Genomic DNA, 20597 nt, shown 5'->3' on the forward strand with positions numbered 1-20597 from the left:
ATGCCGAGCACCGCCTTGCGACCGCTGTTCTTTGTGATCCGGCACGGCCAGACTGACTGGAACCGGGACCGCCGCTACCAAGGCCAGACCGATGTGCCGCTGAACGATACCGGGCGTGACCAGGCACGGGGCAATGGCCGCACACTCGTAGCTGTCGGCAAGGATTGGCGGGAATGGGATTTCGTCTCCAGCCCGCTCGGGCGGGCGCGCGAAACGATGTCCATCATGCGCACCGAACTGGGTCTCGACGAGGACGGATTCCGCGTCGACGACCGGCTTATGGAAATCGGCTTCGGCGAATGGGAGCGCAAGCTGCTGTCGGAACTGACGGCCGAATTTCCGCAAGAAATGGCGTTGCGCAACGCCGACAAATGGAACCACACGCCGCCCGGCGGCGAAAGCTATGCTTCGTTGACCGACCGAGTCTCGGCCTTTCTGGAAGAACTGTCAGAACCGACCGTGATCGTCTGCCATGGCGGGATTATTCGGGCGATCCGCTTCCTTTACGAGAATGTTTCGGGTCAAGAGATCGCCGACGCGCTTGTGCCACAGGACGATATCTACGTCTTCGACGGCGAGCGTTCATACTGGCAAGGCAATACATAAAGTTTTCACTTGACCCTTCGGCAGCAGCGTGCAGCAATAGAAGTGCTGTATTCAAGGGGGCAATCATGCGCGTTCCAAGGTTTTTTGCTGCTGCAATACTTCTGCTCGCATCCTTTACTGCTCCCGCCGTCGCTGAGACGAGGGAAGTTCGCGCCAACAGGACTACGGTCGTAGAAGCCATGTTTGTCACGGAAGGCAAGAGCTGCCGGTATCTCGGCAAACTCAAACACTCGGTACCAGGCAAGCCGAAACATGGGCGGATCGATGTGAGCTACGAACGTCATGTCGTTAATGAGGGCAGGTGCGCGGGCAGACAAGTCGGCCTCATGCTCATCCGCTATACGCCCAATCGCGGCTACCGTGGCAAGGATTCGGCGGTCGTGTCGATCCGCTGGCCCGAGTTTAATGGAGCGCCTTCCAGCCGGTCGAAGCGGTACAAGCTGGATATCAATGTGAAGTAGGCGGGCCTGATCGCGAACAAGGCACGGCGGGGCAGTGCAATTGCGCCCGCTTCGGCGTTACAACTGTCGATCTTCGCGCCTGTGCTGCGCATAAAAACCCACCGGCCGAGCGCTTCCATCCGGAGAAGAAACGCTCTAGAAGCAGCCTGCAAACAGGTTTCTTCATGTCTCACAACACATTCGGCCATCTGTTCCGCGTCACCACCTGGGGCGAGAGCCACGGGCCCGCCCTCGGCTGCGTGATCGACGGCTGCCCGCCCGGGATCGCGTTCACGGTCGCCGAGGTCCAGAGCTATCTCGACAAGCGCAAGCCCGGCCAGTCGAAATACACGACCCAGCGCCGCGAGGCCGACGCGGTCAAGGTGCTGTCGGGCGTGATGCCCAACGATGGCGACGACGCGCTGATCACCACCGGCACACCGATCTGCATGATGATCGAGAACACCGACCAGCGGTCGAAGGACTATTCGGAGATCGCGCGCAGCTACCGTCCCGGACACGCCGATTTCACCTATGACGTCAAATACGGCCTGCGCGACTATCGCGGCGGCGGCCGTTCGTCGGCGCGCGAGACAGCGGCGCGCGTGGCGGCAGGCGCAATCGCCCGCAAGGTCGTGCCCGGCATGCAGGTGCGTGGCGCGCTTGTCGGCATGGGCGTGCACGAAGTCGACCGCGACCGCTGGGACTGGGATGAGGTCGACCGGAACCCGTTCTTCACCCCCGACGCAGAGGCGGCTGCGACATTCGCGGACTATCTGGACGGTATCCGCAGAAACGGTTCGTCGGTCGGCGCCGTGCTCGAGATTGTCGCCGACGGCGTGCCGGCGGGGCTCGGTGCGCCGATCTACGCCAAGCTCGACCAGGACATCGCCAGCGCGCTGATGTCGATCAATGCGGTCAAGGGCGTGGAAATCGGCAACGGCTTTGAAGCAGCCCGCATCACCGGCGAGGACAATGCCGACGAGACCCGCATCGACGAATACGGCAATCCGGCGTTTCTCTCCAACAATGCCGGCGGCATCCTCGGCGGCATCTCGACCGGCCAGCCGATCGTCGCCCGCTTCGCGGTTAAACCGACCTCATCGATCCTGACGCCGCGACGCGGCATTACCGCCGACGGTGCCGAAACCGATATCGTAACCAAGGGCCGGCACGACCCGTGTGTCGGCATTCGCGCAGTGCCCATTGGCGAAGCCATGCTAGCCTGCGTGATAGCCGACCATTATCTGCGGCATCGCGGCCAAACCGGGCGTGTTTGAGGACGAAATGACATACGACCAGACCAGTGTAATCGAGGCCATACGGGCCTTTGAACGCGGCGAGATCGTCGTCGTGACCGACGATGACGGACGCGAGAACGAAGGCGACCTGATCGTTGCCGCGGTCCATACCACGCCGGAGAAGATGGCGTTCATCGTGCGCCACACATCCGGCATCGTCTGCGCGCCAATGCCGCGCGAGGAGGCCAAGCGCCTCAACCTGTCGCAGATGGTAGCCGAGAACGACGCGCCGCATTCCACGGCGTTTACCGTCTCCGTCGACTACAAGCACGGCACGACCACGGGCATCTCGGCCGATGACCGCACCGTCACCGTGCGCAACCTGGCCAACCCGAATGCCGGCGCGCCCGACTTCGTGCGCCCCGGCCATATCTTTCCGCTGGTCGCGCGCGAAGGCGGCGTGCTGATGCGCTCCGGCCACACCGAAGCGGCCATCGACCTGTGCCGGCTCGCCGACCTGCCGCCGATCGGCGTGATTAGCGAACTGGTCAATGACGACGGCACGGTGATGCGCGGCCCGCAGGTCCACGCCTTTGCCCAAGAGCACGGCTTGCGCGAGATTTCGGTCGCCGACCTGATCGCCTACCGTCAGCGCAAGGAAACACTGATCGAGCATGTCGACACCTTCGACGTGACGACGGTCTCCGGGCCGGCCAAGGCCTATTCCTACACCCTGCCCTGGGATCCCATGCAGCATCTGGCGGTGGTGTTCGGCGACATTCGCGACGGCGTCGACATACCGGTCCGGTTGCATCTGGAATCGGTTGTCGACGACGTATTCGGTTCCGACAAGGCATTGGAGGCAGTGCTGGAGCGCATGGCTTCAGAAGGCCGGGGCGTGGTGGTCTATCTGCGGGAGGGATCGGTAGGCGTGGCAAAGACGGCGGGGCGCCCGCTGTCGGAGGAGCACGCCGAGGCGCGCGAGCGTGAGAACGAGTGGCGCGAAATCGGCCTGGGCGCCCAGATCCTCAAGGATCTCGGGATCAGCTCGATCAGGCTCTTCGCATCGAGAGAGAGGCATTATGTGGGGCTGGAAGGTTTCGGAATCCGGATCTCGTCGACGGAAACCGGTTAGTTTCGTTTTTGGGATTTCGCTGAGCGCGGCATTGACCGCATCGGTCGCAGATGTGTCGGCCGCCGAAGTGTTTGCAGTGCGCACACCGCTACCGGTCAACGAGATCGTGCAGACGACCAAGGGCAGCTATGTTCGCCTTGGCGAAGAACTCTTTCGTCTCGACGCCTGCGAGACGCCGGAAGGCGTGTGCCTGTCGAGCGCGCCGCTCGACAATGGACCGATCGATGCGCCCGATGGCGCGCTTCCCGACGGCAAGGTCGCGTTGGCTGACGATGGCGACATCCGCAATGCATGGTTCGACCGGCCGACCTCGCGATACCGGCATGGCGTGCTTGGCGACGCGATCGAGGGCGGTTCGCTCAAGATCGTCACCGAGCGCGGGACACGGCACGAATTCGTGCTGCCGGAAAACCAGGTCTTCGAAGACATCACGCCGCGCATCCGCGACCTCGACGGCGACGGCCGCAACGAGGTGATCGCCATCCGCGCTTCGCAGACGGGCGGCGCGGCGCTGGCGCTTTATGGCATGCGCGACGGCGAATTGACCGAACTCGCGGTATCGAGCGAGAACGGCCGGCCGAACCGCTGGCTCAACGTCGCCGGCATTGTCGAAGGCGGCGCAGGCGGACCGGCCGCCGTCTATGCGGTGCGCACGCCGCATATCGGCGGCAGGCTGTTTTCGATTACCTGGGACGGTACGCGGCTTGTCGAGGAGAACGACATCGCCACCGACCTGTCCAACCATGTTATCGGATCGCGCGACCTTGGTCTTTCAGCGGTTGGAGATTTCGGCGGCGGCGAGGAAATCGTGCTGCCGTCGCAGGACCGCAAGCGGCTGCGCTTCCCGCTTTCCGACAGGCCCGATATTGATCTGACACTTGTCGTCGACAAGGCGATCGTCCTGATCGAGGGTCGTATCGTCACCGCAAGCGAAGATGGATTGCTGCTGGTCGTGGTGCCGTAACGCTTTTCCCGCTATGCTGCCAAAACCGGCTCGCCGGCCGGTTGGGGCATGAACGGGGGAGAAGCGCGATGTGGGATTTTTCCATCGGAACGTCCTTGGCCATCATGGCCCGCACCATGCCATTCATCCTGCTCAGGATGGCGGTCTATTTCGGCATCACCTTTGCCTATCTGGTCGCCATCGGCGGCGGCGCCGGCATCGGCTACGGCGTCGGCCAGATTGGCGGCGACCCGACATCGTTTGCGGTGTGGGGCGGCATTGCCGGGCTCGGCATCACCTCGGTCATCGTCTACTGGATCCGCGAATACATCCTCTACATGGTCAAGGCCGGCCACATCGCGGTGATGGTCGCCCTGCTCGACGGCGAAGCGCCCGCACAAGGCCAGATCGCCCATGCGCAGGCGACAGTGCGCGCCCGCTTCGGCGAGGCAAATGTGCTGTTTGCGCTGGACCAGTTGATCAAGGGCGTCATCCGCGCCGTCACCGGCCTGCTCGGCGGTGTCGCCGCCTTCCTGCCGATCCCGGGCCTCAGCACGCTGGTCGGCTTTCTCAACGCCGTCGTGCGGATGTCGCTGACCTATGTCGACGAGATCATCCTTGCCTACAACATCCGCATGGAGACCCAAAATCCGTGGGAATCGTCGCGCCACGCGCTGGTGCTCTACGCCCAGAACGGCACCCACATGGTCCGCAACGCCGTCTGGCTGGCCGCATTCATCTGGCTGTTCTCGCTGATCGTGTTCCTCATCGCGCTCGCGCCTGCCAGCCTGCTCGTCTGGCTCGTGCCGGGTCCGACCAGCGGCTATGTCTTTGTGTTCGCCTTCATCATCGCGTGGGCGTTCCGCGCCGCCATCATCGAGCCGTTCGCCATCGCTTCGCTGATGCAGGTCTACTTCGCCCGTATCGAAGGCCAGACGCCGGACCCGGAATGGGACCGCAAGCTTGCCAATGCGTCCGGTCAGTTCCGCGAACTGGTCGAGAAGGGCCGCGAGACGCTCGCCGGCAGGCCGCTGGCGCGATGATCGAAGCCACCATTGGCCTATTTGTCGCGGCGCGCTGACGTTCGCTGGCATCGCCGGTCATTGATGCTACATAGGGGCATGACCACACGTCTTTATTCGCACGACATTTTTCTGGAACACATCACGCCGCCCGGCCATCCCGAGCGGCCCGACCGACTGCGGGCACTGCATGAAGTCCTGAAGGCCGATATCTTCGATCCGCTCGACCGGATCGAAGCGCCGCGCGGCGATGCCATGACGATCGGCTACGCACATCCGCAGGCGTTCATCCGGCGGGTGGAGGGACATATTCCCGAAACCGGCCTCGCCCAGATCGACGAAGATACATCGGTCAGTCCGAAGAGCTTCGAGGCCGCGCTGCATGCCATCGGCGCGGCCAATGCCGCCGTCGACGATGTTTTCCTCGGCACCGCCGACAACGCCTTTGTCGCCGCCCGACCGCCCGGCCACCACGCCGAGACCAATCGCGCGATGGGTTTCTGTCTGTTCAACACAGCGGCCATCGCGGCGCGCTACGCGCAGCGCAAGCACGGTGCCGAGCGGATCGCCATTGTCGATTGGGACGTGCATCACGGCAACGGCACGCAGGACATCTTCTGGGCCGACCACAGCGTTCTCTACTGCTCGACCCACCAGATGCCGCTCTATCCCGGCACCGGCGCGCTGGAAGAAACGGGCGAACACGGCACGATCTGCAACGCGCCGCTGCGCGCGCACGACACCGGCGATCACTTTCGCGAGGCGTTTCGCGACCGTGTGCTTGCGGCCATCGATGATTTCCACCCTGACCTGATCTTGATTTCGGCCGGCTTCGATGCGCATCACCGCGACCCGCTGGCCGAGATCAATCTGGTCGAGGACGATTTCGACTGGGCGACCGGCAAGCTGATGGAAACGGCCGACCGCCTCTCCGGAAACCGGCTGGTCAGCCTGCTCGAAGGCGGTTACGACCTGCAGGGCCTGTCGGCGTCCGCCGGCGCCCACATTTTGCGACTGATGCGAGGTTGAAACGATGGCCGACGCCAATACCGACGTAAAAGAGATGAACTTCGAGACGGCGCTCAAGAATCTCGAGGACATCGTCGACAAGCTGGAACGCGGCGACGTTCCGCTTGATGAGTCGATTGCGATCTACGAGCGCGGCGAGGCGCTGCGCAACCGCTGCGACGCGCTTTTGAAGGCAGCCGAAGCCAAGATCGAGAAAATCAAGCTGACCCGCGACGGCAAGCCCACCGGCACCGAACCGCTTGACGGTTGACTTCATGTCGTTCGAAAATTTCGAACGATATGTCGCGTCCGGCCGGACTTTGAAATCCGGCTGAACGCCTTAGGTTTCGTAGAGACATCAACGGAGCCTTGCATGAGCTTTTTTCCCTGCGACGATCCCGAACCCGGCGACGCGCTCGCCTGCAGCGCCATCGACACGCTGATCATTCCCAACGCCAAGGATATCGGCGGCTTCGAGGTCAGGCGCGCCCTGCCCTCACGGCAGAGGAAGTTGGTCGGCCCGTTCATCTTCTTTGACCGCGTGGGCCCGGCGACGTTTGCGCCCGGCCAGGCGATGGACGTGCGCCCGCATCCGCATATCGGCCTGTCGACGGTCACCTATCTCTATGACGGCACGATCCGCCACCGCGACAGTCTCGGGACCGAGATGGTCATCAGCCCGGGCGACATCAACCTGATGACGGCGGGCAGCGGCATCGTGCATTCCGAACGCTCGCCGGAGGAAATCCGCGACACGAAGCGGCGGCTGTCGGGCCTGCAAACCTGGCTGGCGCTGCCGGACGGCAGCGAGGAGATCGCACCGGCATTCGAAAATACCGCTGCGGCCAAAATGGGCATGATCGACGGCGAGAAGGCCAGCGCGCGCGTGCTGATCGGCCAGTTCCACGGTGTCACCTCGCCGGTCACCCAGCACGCCGAGACACTCTATGTCGACATCACCCTGCCCGTCGGCGGCGAGATCGAAATTCCCGCCGACGCCGAAGAGCGCGCTATCTACACCGTCGATGGCGAAATCGTTATCGCCGGCGACCGTTTCGGCGAAGACCAGTTGCTGGTGTTCAAGCCGGGCGACCGCATCGTCGTGCGCTCGCAGCGCGGCGCGTCGTTCATGCTGTTCGGCGGCGCGTCGATCGGTTCGCGGCGCTATATCTGGTGGAACTTCGTGTCCTCTTCGCGCGAGCGCATCGAACAGGCCAAGGAGGAATGGAAGACCGGCCGCTTCGACATCGTGCCGGGCGACGAAAAGGAGTACATCCCGCTGCCGAAGTAACCCCGACGCGCTCAAGATGTTTACCCGGCAGAAACTATCGCTGTTAGTCTTGAACTTACCGCGTTTCTTTGCAGCGAAATAACCCGCCCCCGCTATGTTTCATCCACCAACAGGGTGGTGGACGGAAACATGGCGAACACGCTGAAAACAGCGGTCGCAGCAACGCTTCTGGGAAGTCTGGCGGTCATGCAGCCAGCCTTCGCCGGAAGTGTGCAGCCGCAATATGACAAGAAACTCGCGAAGGCGATGGCCTCCAAGGCGGCGGCCGCCATCGGCGGGCTGCGCGACGGTTTCGGCCTCGACGAGACGCCGATCTTCATTCGCGTGTCCGATCCCGCTCCGGCCGGCGGCACAGCCGCAAAGGACCTGCCCCAGGACAGGCCCGATGTCGACCTGCGGCCAACCGGCGGCGTCGAACTGCCCGACTGGGCGCCCGATCCCGAAATCCGCGTCGTCTATACTGGCTGAGGCGATTTGCACCCAGCCCATTGCCATCGCGCCACGGCGCGGGCAATGACACGGCATGAATGCTTCGCCGCCCGAACCGCGCATCCGTCTCGACCAGTTGCTGGTCGAGACCGGCCAGGCGCCGTCGCGCTCGCGCGCCCGCGACGCGATCCTGCGCGGCACGGTGCGGGTCGCGGGAAAATCCGTCACCAAGCCCGGTCAGCTGGTCGATCCCGGCAGCGCAATCGGCATCGACGATCCGGCCTGGCGGCTACGTGTCGCGCGCCGCGTTGAAGCTGAAAACCGCGCTCGATCATTTCGACCTGTCGGCGCAAGGCCGGCGCGCGCTCGATATCGGCGCGTCGACCGGCGGGTTCACACAGGTGCTGCTGGAACAAGGCGCGCGCCATGTCCATGCTGTCGATGTCGGCCACGGCCAGTTGGCTGAGCGGATCGCCGCCGATCCGCGCGTCATCAATATCGAAGGACTGAACGCCCGCGACCTGACGGCGGACCATCTGGGCGGCGACGCGCCGGACTTCGTAGTCAGCGATGTCAGCTTCATCTCGCTCAAGCTGGCACTGCCGCCGGCGCTCGGCCTCGCCGCACCGAATGCGGCGGCCATTCTCTTGGTCAAGCCGCAATTCGAGGTAGGACGCGCCCATGTCGGCAAGGGCGGTATCGTCGCGCCCGACATCGCCGCCCGCTGCGCCGACGATCTTGCCGAATGGCTCGGCGCACAACCGGGCTGGACGGCGCTCGGCCTTGCGCCATCGCCGATTGCCGGCAGCGACGGCAACACCGAATATCTGCTCGCCGGGCGCAAGGCATGACAAAAACAGTACAACTGACGATTACCGAACTCGGCACGCGCGGCGAAGGCGCGGCGCCGCACGAGGGCGCGACTGTGCATGTGCCCTTCACGCTGCCCGGCGAAACCGTCGTGGCGATTGCCGACGGCAAGCGCGCCACACTGCTTTCCGTTGCCGAAGCGTCCGCCGACCGGATCGACCCCGTCTGCCGACATTTCGAGGAGTGCGGCGGCTGCACGCTGCAACACATGGCGGAACCCGCCTATCGCGACTGGAAGGTTTCGCTGTTGACCCGCGCGCTCGCGGCGCAGGGTATAGACACCGCCGCTGTCGCCGCGCCGCATTTCTGTGCGCCGCAGACCCGCCGGCGCGCCGTTTTTTCGGCGATCCTCACTGAAAAAGGCGTGCTGCTCGGTTTCCAGCGGGCCGGCAGCAACGAGATCATCGATATCGATGTCTGCCATGTCATCGAACCCGCCATCGCCGCCGCGCGGCCGGCGCTGAAGGAGGTGCTCGCCAGCATTTTGCCGAACGGCAAGCCGGTGCATGCGACCGTCAATCTCACCGAGACCGGCCTCGACGTCGCCGTCGACGGCCCGGTGAAGCCCGACGACCGGCAGAAGCGCGCCGCCGCCGATCTGGTGACCCGGCACGGGCTGGCGCGGCTTGCCGTCAATGGCGAGACCGTGCTCGCGCCACGCGCCCCGACGGTCCGTTTCGGTGCAACTGCCGTCTCGCCGCCGCCCGGCGCCTTCCTGCAGGCGGTTCCGGCGATGGAAGAGGTGATGGCCGGGCTCGTCACCGGCCACATGAAAAAGACAAAGCGCGTCGCCGATCTCTATGCGGGCTGCGGCACGTTTGCGCTGCGGCTTGCTGCCAAGTCGACCGTGCATGCGGTCGAGGGCGATGCCGGTTCGATTGCCGCGCTCGATACCGGCTTTCGCCGCGCGGCTGGCGCCGGCCTGAAACCGGTCACCGTCGAACGGCGCGATCTGGCGCGGCGGCCGCTGACCGCCGCCGAACTGAAACCCTATGACGGGGTGGTGTTCGACCCGCCGCGCGCCGGGGCCGAGGCGCAATGCCGCGAGATTGCCGCCTCGCAGGTCAGCCGGGTGGCCGCTGTCTCCTGCAATCCGCAGACGCTGGCCCGCGACCTGAAGACCCTGATCGACGCCGGCTTCAGGCTTTCATCGGTGACGCCGGTCGATCAGTTCATCTTCACGCCGCATCTGGAGGCCGTCGCACTGCTGGAGCGGCCGCGCTCGAAGAAGCGCCACTGGTCTGACTTATAGACTGACGCTGAAAACCGATTCAGGCCGTGCGGCTCCGGTTCGACAGCCACACCCAGAAACTCAAAGCGATCGCGCTGCCCGAAACCAGGGTCATGACGGTGCCGGGAAAGAAGTTCACATATCCCGGAATGTCGACAAATAGCAGATACCCAAGATCGGCCAGGCCACCGATCATCCCCGTGATCCAGATCGCGGTCATGTTCTGACGCCAGATGAAAACGGCGCCGATGACCGTGGCAATGCCGAACCAGCCCAGGTTCCAGCCGTGCTGGTTGAGTATGCCGCCGACCGCAGCGTGGTAGTCGAACCCAAGCGCGGCGGGGTCGATGGCGTCCGCGATGGCCTGGAACCCGCCCGAAGCATCGCTTGCGAGCACGATGCCACCCGCCAGAGTGTGTACGAGCCCCCAGATGACCCAAAGGACGGCCGCGACTTTCAATGCAAAAACATGCGTGCTGCTCACTGGTCAGCCTCCGAGAGCTTGCGTTTTCCAAACCACATGCGCCCGAAGAGGCCGTCGCGCAGGAAGAACTGGTGATAAAGCGCCGCCGCGACGTGGAGCAGCAGAAGCAGAATAAGCAAATTGGACACCAGACCATGCGCCATTCTCGGGGCAAGGTCATTCAGGTCTGCGGGTATCGGGTCACCGGACCCGCCAAACACGATTGGAAACAGGCCACCGCCCAGCGCTGTACCCAATCCGCTCAGGACCATAAGGGCCACCAGGGAATACAACACCCAATGCGTCGCCGCCCCCAGACGATCGAGAACCGCATGCCCGGTTTCGGCATGGGGCGGCTTTTCCGATGCGAAACGAACGATCAGCCGCGCAACCAGCAATACACCGACCAGAAGGCCAATGGTCATATGCCCGCCAAGGCCCTGCACCTTCTCCGGATCGGCATTGTCCATGGCTGTCAGCACGAACTTTCCGAAGAACAAGCCCATCAAAATCATGATGGCCATGACCCAATGCAAAGCGACAAGCGCCGGATGGTATCTTGTCATTTGATCACCGGACCTGATCCCGTTACGTTGATAAAGTCCACTAATATGATTTGTGGACTAAGTCAACAAAAGGACACCCATGCCTGACACCGAACTCGCCCTGCTGATCGACCGCTTCATGCGACGAATCCACTTTGGCCTTCAGGCGAAAGCGGCCGGCTTCGACAAGGAGAACGTCGGACCGGGCGGCGGCATCATCCTTTTGACCATCGCCGACATGGGCCGTCCCGAAATGAGCGAACTCACCAGAAGGGTGTCGCGAGACAAGTCACAGATGACCCGCACCATACGCACGCTTGAGAACAAGGGGCTTGTCGAGCGGCAGGTGTCGCCCAGCGATGCGCGCGTCAGTCTGGTTTCATTGACGCCGGCCGGCGAAACCGTGGTCGCACACCTGCGCGGCGCCGTCACCGACACCATCAACGAGATACTTGGCCCGGTTTCGCCGGCGGACAGGGATACGCTGAGACGGGTTCTGCAAGGCGCTCTTTGTTAGGTGCCATTGGCCGGATTTGCAGGTCCGAACCGGATACAGGCCGACGGTGCGCGGTTTGCGCACGACGATCCGCCTAATACATGCTCCGCCGGTATTCCTCTTCCAGCGCGTTATCCAGCTTGTCCATCTTCTCGGGATCGTCGGGCGCGCCTGTGGTCTGGTCCAGGATGATCTTCATCAAAGACGGCATCTCGTCCCTGGCTTGCAATTCGCCGGGATCCCAGAGTTTCGACCGTCTGAGCGCCTTGGCGCAGTGGATGAACACCTCGTCCACATGGACGGCGATGGCGAGCGTCGGCGCGCGCCCGTTCACCGCCATCGGCGCCAACAAGTCTGGATCGCGCGTCAGGCGCGCTTCGCCGTTCACGCGCATGGTTTCGTCGTAACCGGGGACGAGGAAGAGCAGCCCGACACTCGGGTTCGTCAGGATGTTCGAAAGCGTGTCGAGGCGGTTGTTGCCGGGCCGATCGGGGATCAGCAGCGTCCTTTCGTCCAACACCTGGACGAAACCGCGCGGATCGCCTCTGGGGCTGACATCGGCGGCGCCGCTCTTCGATTGCGTGCCGATGCACAGAAACGGCGACCGCTCGATGAACGCCCGCGCATGCTTGTCGATGCGATCCAGACACTTCTTGATCGCGATATCGTGCGTGTCGGAGAAAGACGTTCTGAGGTCGCTCTCGTCGCGCACAAGGAATTCAGGCTTCAGTTCGGTTCTCGCAGCCATCTGTTCTGCTTCCTCTAAAGCATGTCCTGGTTGGCTTGTATCTGTTCGGCAATCGGCATCGGGACAACCAAGGGTCATCCGGGCAAAAGCAATAGTCAACTTGGGCTGAAGTCGGGATTTTGAGGCGATCAATCAGATCGTTATGTCTGCTCATCCGGCGTACCGCCGCCGATGCGCGCGCTCAGAACTGCGGCGGAGAAAGCGAATACGGCGGCGAGAGCGAACATGGCCGGCCATGCAATGCCGGCGGCGACACCGGCCAGCACGGCGCCGAACGCGCCTATGCCGTCCATCAGGACGAAGGCAAGGCCGAGCGTAGTGCCTTCGTTGCGACCGGAATGATCGACGGCGGTCGCCAGCATCGCCGCGCGGATCGCGTCGAGAGCGGCGACGGCAACCGCCATCATCGTGACCATGAGCCAGAATGGCGGCCCGAATACCAACACCGTCACGGCGCCAGCGGCGATGGCATTGCCGGCGACAAGAATGGGCCGCCGCCCGATGCTGTCGGACATCCATCCAACCCAGGGCTGCGCCAGCGCCCCGGTGACGAGCAACGCGGAAAGGAGAATACCGATGGTCGCGGGCGCGAGGTCATGGACCGCCGCGAGATAGAGCGGGATCATGCTGAAAAGCGCGAACAACGCCATGTTGTAGAGGCTGATCGTCGCGACGATGCGCAACCCGCTGCCAGTGCGCCAGGCACGTAACAGATCCAGCAGGTCTTCATGATCGACCGTCTTTTTCGCAACCCGCGGGACGGCGCGCGCCACCCAGATAAAACAGACGCCCAGCAGAACCGTGGGAACGACCGACAGCGCCAGCACGTCGCGCCAATTCGCGACTGACAGCAGAAAGCCGGCCGAGAGCGGTGCCAGTACTTCCGCGAACGAGCCGCCGACGACGTGGATCCCGATCGCCGTTGCGCGGCTATCCTGGTTGTCGCGCGCCAACACGGCGGTCGCAACCGGATGCCAGGCCGCGTTGCCCATGCCGGCAATGGCGAGAAGCACTGCGAGACTCCAATAACCGGGAGCAAGCGCCGCCAATCCGTAGCCGATGGCCACCCACCAGAGCGTGGCCGCAAGCAGACGGCCCCGGTTCGAGACGTGATCGGCAAGAAATCCCGCCGGGACGAAGGCGAGAGCCCCGCCAATGCTGAACAGGGTGAAGAGCAGGCCGACCTCTGTCGGCGTCAGCCCCATGGCAAGCCCGGCGGCGGGCACGATCAGCCACAACGCCGAAATCGGCCAGTCGATGGCGAAATGGCCAAGAGCCAGCCATGTCATGAAACGGCGGTTGGTCATGGGAGAGACGAGGCCCCGGCGCAATCGACCGGGCACAATGCCTGGTCACTTTGCGTAGCCTACCATTTCATCGTATGTCTTTCTGTCGAGAGAAAGGCTTTTTGCATCGAGGATTCGTCAGTGAAAGATGTGCAGGCAGTCATTGTGGATCGCCCGCGGTATCTCGGCGAAACGATCCGGCCGGAGACCGGCGAGAGCTACGACTGGCACTCGCATGATTTTGGCCAACTCATCTCCGCCGTCTCGGGCTCCATGTATGTCGGCACGCCCGACCGCGTTCTGCTGCTGAGCCCGGCGATGGCGGTCTGGATACCGCCCGATACCGAGCACTGGATGCGCTACGGATCCAAAGACGTGATGCTCTATGTGGACTTGAGCCGCGATGAAGCGGACAGGATCGGCCGCGATTGCAGGGTCATCGCCATGACGCCGCTGCTGGGCGCATTGTTCGACGCCACCATGCCGGACAGCGCCGCTGCGCGCGCGCCCGCACACACCGACGCCCTGCACGATCTTCTCCGGTACGAACTTTTGTGCGCGCGCGACGTGCCGCTGTCTCTGGTGCTGCCGCATGACGATCGCATTCGCGGGCTCGCCCAAGCGGCGCTTGACGACCCCGGCAACATCCGCTCGGTCGAGACGTGGCTGGCCGGCGCGCCGGCGAGCCGCAAGACCATCGAAAGACTGTTTGTCTCCGAGACCGGAATGCCGCCCTCGCGGTGGCTGCGGCACGCCCGGATTTTCCACGCCGTCTCACTGCTGGCCGCCGGGCACAAGGTGACTGCAGTCGCCTTCGACATGGGTTACGAGTCGTCCAGCGCGTTCAGCTACATGTTCCGCCAGACCCTCGGCGTCAGCCCGAGCGGGTTCGTGGCGAAGCGGCCATTTGCTGCCGTCTGACGCCTATCTCTTCCGCGCCATGAACGCCATGAAGGCTTCGCGCGCCTCGTCGGATTTGAGCTGCTTGGCAAACAGCGCGCCCTCTTCCTTGATGCGTTCGATCACCGGATCCGGCGCGCCTTTCAAGAGTTCGCGGGCGATTTGCAACGCCTGCGGCGGCTTTGCGGCCAACGCCTCGGCGGCGGCCAGCGTTTCGGCTTCCAGCGCCTCTGCCTCGACGACCCTGTAGATCAGTCCGGCCTCCAGTGCCATTTCGGCGGTAAAGCCCTCGCCCATCGCCAAGAGCGCGAAGGCGCGCTGATGGCCCATGACACGCGGCGCCAGCAGGCTGGAGCCGGCTTCCGGCACCAGCGCCAGATCGACAAACGGTGTGCGGAACAGCGACGCCGGCGTGGCGAAGGTCAGGTCGCAATGCAGGTTGATCGTCGTGCCGACGCCGATCGCCAGCCCGTCGACGCCCGAGAGAACCGGCTTCTTGGCGCTCGCCAGCGCAACGAGAAACTCGCCGACCTCGCCGCCATGTTCGCCGCCGGTCGCCACCACGAGAAAGTCCTGCATGTCGTTGCCGGCCGAAAATGCGCCCGGCGTCCCTAAGAACACGGAAACGCGGATGTTGTCGTCCGCGTCGGCGGCAACCAATGCGTCGGCCATCGTCTTGTACATGGCGCGCGTGATCGCATTCTTCTTGTCCGGACGGTTCATCCGGATGATCTGCACCGCGCCGCGGCGCTCGACGACGACATGTTCGCTCATTGCTGAATTGCTCCCGATTGTCAGGCGACCAGCATGTCGCCGGCGGCATGCAGGCTGGCCGCGCCGGTCTCGACCGTGCGGCGCAGATTGGCGGTTTCGCTGACGAGGTTTTCGGCGAAGAACCGGCACAGCGCCGTCCGCTCGCGGTTTTCGGCATCGCCAAGCGCGGATTTCGCCAGATAGATGCCGCCTGCCGCAAGCCCGAAGATGCGCAGATAAGGCGTCGCGCCGGCCAGCGCCGAGGCCTGGCCGCCATCGCGCAGCATTGCCCCGATGGTTTCGGTCGCCGCGCGCAGATCGGCAAGCGATGCCGACAGCCGGTCATGCGCCTCGCCGAAGTCCGGATTGTTGGAAGCCTTGAGCGCGTCCAGCACCGCGTCGAGTTCCGCAAAATAGGCGCGCACGCAATCGCCGCCGGACTGCGGCAGCTTGCGGGTCACCAGGTCGATCGCCTGGATGCCGTTGGTGCCCTCGTAGATCTGGTTGATGCGGCCGTCGCGCATGTAGATCGCCGCGCCCGTCTCCTCGACAAAGCCCATGCCGCCATGCACCTGCACGCCGATGGAAGCGACTTGCGAACCGATATCGGTGGCAAACGCCTTGGCGACCGGGGTCAGCAGGCTGGCGCGCTCGTGCCAATGGCGCGCGTCGTCGCCCTCGCCGAGCCGCGCCATGTCGATGGCATGCGCGCAGGCATAGGTGATGGCGCGCGCCGCGCGTGTCAGCGATGTCATGGTCAGGAGGTCGCGGCGTATGTCGGGGTGCAGCACGATCGGGCTCATGCCCTCGCCGGTCCAGCCCGGCGCCTTGCCCTGTCGCCGCTCATTGGCGAAGGCAACCGCCTTCTGGGTTGCCGCTTCGGCAATCGACACACCCTGCACGCCGACGGCGAGCCGGGCATTGTTCATCATCGTGAACATGCAGGCGAGGCCGCGGTTTTCCTCGCCGACGAGATAGCCGATGGCGCCCGGCTCGTCGCCGAACTTGCCGTCGCCATAGATCATGGTGCAGGTCGGCGACGCATGAATGCCGAGCTTTTCTTCCAGCCCGGAGCAGAACACGTCGTTGCGCGCGCCAAGCGTGCCGTCCTCGTTGACGAGGAACTTGGGCACGGCGAACAGCGAGATGCCTCTGGTTCCCGGCGGCGCTTCGGCGAGGCGCGCCAGCACCAGATGCACGATGTTACCGGCCATGTCGTGCTCGCCGAAGGTGATGAAAATCTTCTGGCCGAAGATGCGGTAGGTGCCGTCGTCGCGGCGCTCGGCGCGGCTTTTGAGCGCGCTGAGGTCCGAACCGGCCTGCGGCTCGGTCAGGTTCATCGTACCGGTCCATTCGCCGGAGATCATCTTCTCCAGGAACACCGCCTTCAACTCGTCGCTGGCATGCGCCGTCAGCGCCTCGACCGCGCCGGTAGTCAGAAGCGTGACCAGGCCGAAGGCCATCGATGACGAGTTCCACATCTCGGTCGCCGCCATCGACAACATGACCGGCAGCCCCTGGCCGCCATAGTCCGGTTCGCCGCCAAGACTGGCCCAGCCGCCAGCCGTCCAGTCGGCGTAGATATCGCCATAGCCGTCCGGCATGGTAACCACGCCGTCGGTCAGCCGCGCGCCCTGCCGGTCGCCGGGAATGTGCGCCGGGGCGATCCGCTCGCCGGCAAACCGGCCCGCTTCTTCCAGCACCGCGTCGACAAGATCCTCGGACAGGTCGCCGAAACGGGCTTCGGCGAGTACGTCGGCCATGCCGGCGACGGCCTTGAGCGTGTAGGAAATCTCGGAAACCGGAGCCTGATACATGCTTTCTCCCCTAAAGCCGGATCGCGGTCGGCGCACCCGATGCAGCAGTCCCGGCAGCGCTATCCGCTTTTTACGTAAACGTCAATGACGCATGGCTGAGCCTTCTCTCCCGATGCCTGCATGTTGCATGCGCCAACAGACAACTTACATAACGCGCAATCGCATTTCGACGAAAAAGGACCGCCCGCCGATGATACTGAAGAAGCTGCTCCCGAGACGTTTCCGGCAGGATGGCCCGGTCATCCCCGTTGTCCGGCTGCAGGGTGCCATCGCCAGCGGCGGCTCGCCGTTCTCGCAGACATTGTCGCTGGCCGGCACGGCCAATCTGATCGAGAAGGCGTTTGCCGACAAGCGCGCGCCCGCGGTCGCTTTCGTCGTCAATTCGCCCGGCGGGTCTGCCGTGCAGTCGCGGCTGATCCACCGCCGCATCCGCGATCTCGCCAAGGAAAAGAACAAGAAGGTCCTTGTGTTCACCGAGGATGTCGCCGCATCCGGCGGCTACATGATCGCGACCGCCGGCGACGAGATCATCGCCGACCCGTCGTCGATCGTCGGATCGATCGGCGTCATTTCGGCGGGCTTCGGTTTCGTCGAGGCGCTGGGCAAGCTCGGCGTGGAACGCCGCGTGCACACCGCCGGCGAAAACAAGTCGGTCCTCGATCCGTTCCAGCCCGAAAAGGAAGAGGATATCGAGCGGCTGAAATCGATCCAGCTCGACATCCACAAGGTGTTCATCGATCTGGTGCGCGAGCGGCGCGGCGACCGGCTTGCCGATCATCCGGACCTTTTCACCGGTGCGTTCTGGGTCGGCGAAAAGGCCCGCGAGCTTGGGCTTGTCGACCATATCGGCGATATCCGCTCCTTTGTGAAAGAGCGTTTCGGCGACAAGGCGACGCTGCGCCTGATCGCGCCGCAGCGCAATTTCATGGGCCGCCGCATGGGCGCGGGCGTCGGCGGACAGGCCAACGGATTCGAGCCGGCGGGCCTGGCGAACGCAGCCGCCGGCGGATTGATCGAGGCGGCGCGGGACCGTATTCTTTGGGGGCGGTTCGGCCTGTAACGTCCACTGCCCCGGACTTTTGCAGCGCGCGAGGAAAGGTCATGTTTCAGGTATTGTTTTTCGCCGGCGTCGTCGGCGTCGGCATTGTCGGATACCGCGCCTTCGTCAGGGAAGCGGAGCGCGTCTCCGCGCGGGTGCGCCGGGCCGAGAAGGAAGCCAAAAACCGGGCCAGCGGCACGCTGGTCGAGGACGAGAATACCGGCGAATACCGGGTCAAGGGACCGGACGAATGAAAAAGGGCCGGATGATCCGGCCCTTCTTCATGTTCGGATACCGAACGCTTACTGCGCCAGGGGTTGGCAGTAGCGCACGCGGTTGTGGACGACCTTGTAGCAGTCCTTGATGCGGATCAGCTGACCGCCGGACGACACGGTGCGCATTTCGCACGAGCAATCGGGCGCGATGCTCACGGATTGGACCGGCGTGGGCTTCCGACGAGGCGGACGACGCTGCGGCGGACACGGTGCTGCAGCGCACACGACTGGATCGAAATCGAGCGCCGACGAGCCTTCTCCGCCGCGGTCATTGTCGCCGCCGCGGTCTCCACGGCCGCCATTGTTGCCGCCGCCCGGCGAGCTCTGCTGGGCGAAGGACGGTTCGGTGGTGATGACCACACCGGCGGTGACGATCATCGGGATCAGGATCGCGGCTGCAAGCGCGTTTCGGGCGATCAAGGTGGTGTTCATGTCATTTCTCCATTCGGTTTCGGGTTAGCCCCGACCTTCGAAGTGCGGCTTTCGGTTTTGTGCGCCTTCGAAAATCTGCCCCTGTTGTGCCGCCTCGCCATCTGGCTTTCTGTGCGTTCGCGCACATCGCGTTATCCTTGCGTTAACCAACCTTTCTGTCTGGTCCAGGCAAACAAAAAGGGCCGGAAAACCGACCCTTTCCTGGTTTGCCCCGCGAGGAGACGCTCATTGTGACAGTGAAAAACTGGAACCTGCGCGGCTGAGGACGAGCTTGTAACAATCGTTGATGCGGTTGAGCTGGCCGGCTGGATCAGCGGCCGGCGCTTGAGGCACTGAACTGCGGTGCGAAGGCCGGTTCAGCGGCGATGACGGCGCCGCCGGTCACGACAGCCGGGGTGAGGAGTGCGGCAATGATCAACATCCGGGCGAAGAGTTCGATAAGCATGCCATACCTCCATTTTTTTTCGGGGTAGCCCCGCCTTCAGACGCGGCTTTCGCTTGGTTGTGCGTCGAGCATCTGGTCCGCTTATACCGCCAGTCCGCAGGACCCTGCTGTGCGCTCTCGCACACGGCGTTAACTCAGTGTTAACCAACCTCGGCGGCTTGACCCAACCGCTGGCGCGTGCCAACGAACCCGCGCCACTTCGGGACCGGACCAATGACCGCGCACACCAAAATCGACGCCCTTCACCCTTCCCGCTCGTTCCAGGGCCTGATCCTGACATTGCAGACCTATTGGGCCGAGCAGGGCTGCGTCATCCTGCAGCCCTACGACATGGAGGTCGGGGCCGGCACCTTCCATCCGGCGACGACGCTGCGCTCGCTCGGCCCGAAACCGTGGAAGGCGGCCTATGTGCAGCCGTCGCGCCGGCCGACCGATGGCCGCTATGGCGAGAACCCGAACCGCCTGCAGCACTACTACCAGTTCCAGGTGATCCTGAAGCCGTCGCCGCCCGACCTGCAGGAGCTTTATCTCGGCTCGCTCAGGGCGATCGGGCTCGATCCGCTGCTGCATGACATCCGTTTTGTCGAGGACGACTGGGAAAGCCCGACGCTGGGCGCCTGGGGGCTCGGATGGGAATGCTGGTGCGACGGCATGGAAGTGTCGCAGTTCACCTATTTCCAGCAGGTCTGCGGCATCGAATGCGCGCCCGTCTCCGGCGAATTGACCTATGGTCTGGAGCGGCTGGCGATGTATGTGCAGGGCGTCGACAATGTCTACGACCTGAACTTCAACGGTCAGGATGGCGACGACCGGATCTCTTATGGCGACGTGTTCCTGCAGGCCGAACAGGAGTATTCACGCCACAATTTCGAATATGCCGACACGGCGATGCTGCTGAAGCATTTCGAGGACGCGGAGGCCGAATGCGCCGCGCTTCTGGCCGCCGGCGCGCCGGACGACAACGCCAACCAGCGCCTGCACAAATGCGTGTTGCCGGCCTATGACCACTGCATCAAGGCGAGCCACGTTTTCAACCTTCTGGATGCGCGCGGCGTCATTTCCGTCACTGAGCGCCAGAGCTACATCCTGCGCGTGCGCGACCTGTCGCGCCAATGCGGCGAAGCCTTCCTGCTGACCGAAGCGGGCGGGGCCTGACAACCAGTCAGGCATACGCGCCGGCCG

General features: G+C 63.9%; 24 protein-coding genes and 1 pseudogene. 17 read left to right on the plus strand and 8 right to left on the minus strand.

From position 1 onward, the window contains the following. The 12 genes and pseudogenes from ACO06R_RS17720 to ACO06R_RS17775 all read left to right on the plus strand — a co-directional run bounded on the left by ACO06R_RS17720 (window position 1) and on the right by ACO06R_RS17775 (window position 10237). On the plus strand, window positions 1-606 hold the full coding sequence (locus ACO06R_RS17720; RefSeq protein ID WP_421853130.1) for a histidine phosphatase family protein: 606 nt from the start codon (window positions 1-3) through the stop codon (window positions 604-606). A 65-nt stretch (window positions 607-671) separates the two neighbouring features. Next, a complete protein-coding gene (locus ACO06R_RS17725; RefSeq protein WP_421853133.1) occupies window positions 672-1067 on the plus strand; it encodes a hypothetical protein in 396 nt (131 codons plus the stop codon). Between the two features lie 164 nt (window positions 1068-1231). Then, entirely contained in the window at window positions 1232-2326 is a 1095-nt protein-coding gene (gene aroC, locus ACO06R_RS17730; protein WP_421853136.1) for a chorismate synthase, read from the plus strand. A 7-nt stretch (window positions 2327-2333) separates the two neighbouring features. Further along, window positions 2334-3422: a 3,4-dihydroxy-2-butanone-4-phosphate synthase gene (ribB, locus tag ACO06R_RS17735; RefSeq protein ID WP_421853139.1), complete on the plus strand. Its 1089-nt coding sequence runs from the start codon at window positions 2334-2336 to the stop codon at window positions 3420-3422. Between the two features lie 31 nt (window positions 3423-3453). Continuing rightward, window positions 3454-4386: a hypothetical protein gene (locus tag ACO06R_RS17740; RefSeq protein ID WP_421853142.1), complete on the plus strand. Its 933-nt coding sequence runs from the start codon at window positions 3454-3456 to the stop codon at window positions 4384-4386. A gap of 68 nt (window positions 4387-4454) precedes the next feature. Next, window positions 4455-5408 carry a hypothetical protein gene (locus ACO06R_RS17745; RefSeq protein WP_421853145.1) on the plus strand — a complete coding sequence of 318 codons (954 nt, stop codon included), beginning with the start codon at window positions 4455-4457 and terminating at the stop codon, window positions 5406-5408. Window positions 5409-5486: 78 nt separating this feature from the next. Beyond that, entirely contained in the window at window positions 5487-6416 is a 930-nt protein-coding gene (locus ACO06R_RS17750) for a histone deacetylase family protein (RefSeq protein ID WP_421853148.1), read from the plus strand. A gap of 4 nt (window positions 6417-6420) precedes the next feature. Next, window positions 6421-6666: an exodeoxyribonuclease VII small subunit gene (locus ACO06R_RS17755; RefSeq protein WP_421853151.1), complete on the plus strand. Its 246-nt coding sequence runs from the start codon at window positions 6421-6423 to the stop codon at window positions 6664-6666. A 102-nt stretch (window positions 6667-6768) separates the two neighbouring features. Next, the gene (locus tag ACO06R_RS17760; RefSeq protein ID WP_421853154.1) at window positions 6769-7686 is read left to right on the plus strand and encodes a pirin family protein; all 918 of its coding nucleotides are present in this window, start codon (window positions 6769-6771) and stop codon (window positions 7684-7686) included. A gap of 129 nt (window positions 7687-7815) precedes the next feature. Then, entirely contained in the window at window positions 7816-8154 is a 339-nt protein-coding gene (locus ACO06R_RS17765; protein WP_421853157.1) for a hypothetical protein, read from the plus strand. 55 nt (window positions 8155-8209) lie between these two features. Further along, window positions 8210-8966, plus strand: a pseudogene (locus ACO06R_RS17770) (TlyA family RNA methyltransferase). Then, the gene (locus tag ACO06R_RS17775) at window positions 8963-10237 is read left to right on the plus strand and encodes a class I SAM-dependent RNA methyltransferase (protein WP_421853159.1); all 1275 of its coding nucleotides are present in this window, start codon (window positions 8963-8965) and stop codon (window positions 10235-10237) included. Before ACO06R_RS17770 ends, ACO06R_RS17775 begins: the two are co-directional and overlap by 4 nt. A gap of 19 nt (window positions 10238-10256) precedes the next feature. Here ACO06R_RS17775 and ACO06R_RS17780 read toward each other — a convergent pair whose 3' ends face one another. Beyond that, window positions 10257-10700 carry a hypothetical protein gene (locus tag ACO06R_RS17780; RefSeq protein WP_421853162.1) on the minus strand — a complete coding sequence of 148 codons (444 nt, stop codon included), beginning with the start codon at window positions 10698-10700 and terminating at the stop codon, window positions 10257-10259. Continuing rightward, window positions 10697-11245 (minus strand): cytochrome b, encoded by a 549-nt coding sequence (locus ACO06R_RS17785; protein ID WP_421853165.1) that lies wholly within the window; start codon window positions 11243-11245, stop codon window positions 10697-10699. The genes ACO06R_RS17780 and ACO06R_RS17785 overlap by 4 nt, the downstream gene beginning before the upstream one ends. Before the next feature lie 79 nt (window positions 11246-11324). Here ACO06R_RS17785 and ACO06R_RS17790 point away from each other — a divergent pair, with 79 nt between their 5' ends. Next, the gene (locus tag ACO06R_RS17790) at window positions 11325-11741 is read left to right on the plus strand and encodes a MarR family winged helix-turn-helix transcriptional regulator (protein ID WP_421853168.1); all 417 of its coding nucleotides are present in this window, start codon (window positions 11325-11327) and stop codon (window positions 11739-11741) included. Between the two features lie 73 nt (window positions 11742-11814). Here ACO06R_RS17790 and ACO06R_RS17795 read toward each other — a convergent pair whose 3' ends face one another. Both ACO06R_RS17795 and ACO06R_RS17800 read right to left on the minus strand, forming a co-directional pair. Then, complete coding sequence (locus ACO06R_RS17795) at window positions 11815-12468, minus strand: pyridoxamine 5'-phosphate oxidase family protein (RefSeq protein WP_421853171.1); 654 nt, start codon at window positions 12466-12468, stop codon at window positions 11815-11817. Between the two features lie 140 nt (window positions 12469-12608). Continuing rightward, window positions 12609-13775, minus strand: a complete 1167-nt coding sequence (locus tag ACO06R_RS17800) for an MFS transporter (protein ID WP_421853174.1) — start codon at window positions 13773-13775, stop codon at window positions 12609-12611. Between the two features lie 120 nt (window positions 13776-13895). Here ACO06R_RS17800 and ACO06R_RS17805 point away from each other — a divergent pair, with 120 nt between their 5' ends. Further along, window positions 13896-14675: an AraC family transcriptional regulator gene (locus ACO06R_RS17805; protein ID WP_421853177.1), complete on the plus strand. Its 780-nt coding sequence runs from the start codon at window positions 13896-13898 to the stop codon at window positions 14673-14675. Window positions 14676-14678: 3 nt separating this feature from the next. Here ACO06R_RS17805 and ACO06R_RS17810 read toward each other — a convergent pair whose 3' ends face one another. Together ACO06R_RS17810 and ACO06R_RS17815 are read right to left on the minus strand one after the other, a co-directional pair. Continuing rightward, window positions 14679-15428, minus strand: a complete 750-nt coding sequence (locus tag ACO06R_RS17810; protein ID WP_421853180.1) for a crotonase/enoyl-CoA hydratase family protein — start codon at window positions 15426-15428, stop codon at window positions 14679-14681. Window positions 15429-15448: 20 nt separating this feature from the next. Continuing rightward, the gene (locus tag ACO06R_RS17815; protein ID WP_421853183.1) at window positions 15449-17224 is read right to left on the minus strand and encodes an acyl-CoA dehydrogenase; all 1776 of its coding nucleotides are present in this window, start codon (window positions 17222-17224) and stop codon (window positions 15449-15451) included. Between the two features lie 190 nt (window positions 17225-17414). Between ACO06R_RS17815 and ACO06R_RS17820 the strand changes: the two genes are divergently transcribed. Continuing rightward, on the plus strand, window positions 17415-18284 hold the full coding sequence (locus ACO06R_RS17820) for a S49 family peptidase (protein WP_421853186.1): 870 nt from the start codon (window positions 17415-17417) through the stop codon (window positions 18282-18284). 41 nt (window positions 18285-18325) lie between these two features. Then, window positions 18326-18517, plus strand: coding sequence for a hypothetical protein (locus tag ACO06R_RS17825; protein ID WP_421853189.1), 192 nt, complete (start codon window positions 18326-18328; stop codon window positions 18515-18517). A 48-nt stretch (window positions 18518-18565) separates the two neighbouring features. On the opposite strand, the gene ACO06R_RS17830 is transcribed toward ACO06R_RS17825, so the two are convergent. Both ACO06R_RS17830 and ACO06R_RS17835 read right to left on the minus strand, forming a co-directional pair. Beyond that, on the minus strand, window positions 18566-18970 hold the full coding sequence (locus tag ACO06R_RS17830) for a hypothetical protein (protein ID WP_421853192.1): 405 nt from the start codon (window positions 18968-18970) through the stop codon (window positions 18566-18568). Between the two features lie 310 nt (window positions 18971-19280). Then, window positions 19281-19415 (minus strand): hypothetical protein, encoded by a 135-nt coding sequence (locus ACO06R_RS17835; protein ID WP_421853195.1) that lies wholly within the window; start codon window positions 19413-19415, stop codon window positions 19281-19283. A gap of 213 nt (window positions 19416-19628) precedes the next feature. Between ACO06R_RS17835 and ACO06R_RS17840 the strand changes: the two genes are divergently transcribed. Next, window positions 19629-20570 (plus strand): glycine--tRNA ligase subunit alpha, encoded by a 942-nt coding sequence (locus ACO06R_RS17840; RefSeq protein WP_421853198.1) that lies wholly within the window; start codon window positions 19629-19631, stop codon window positions 20568-20570. Window positions 20571-20597: the final 27 nt, after the last annotated feature.

The sequence above is a fragment of the Oricola sp. genome (genome assembly GCF_965230365.1).
GTDB lineage: Bacteria > Pseudomonadota > Alphaproteobacteria > Rhizobiales > Rhizobiaceae > Oricola.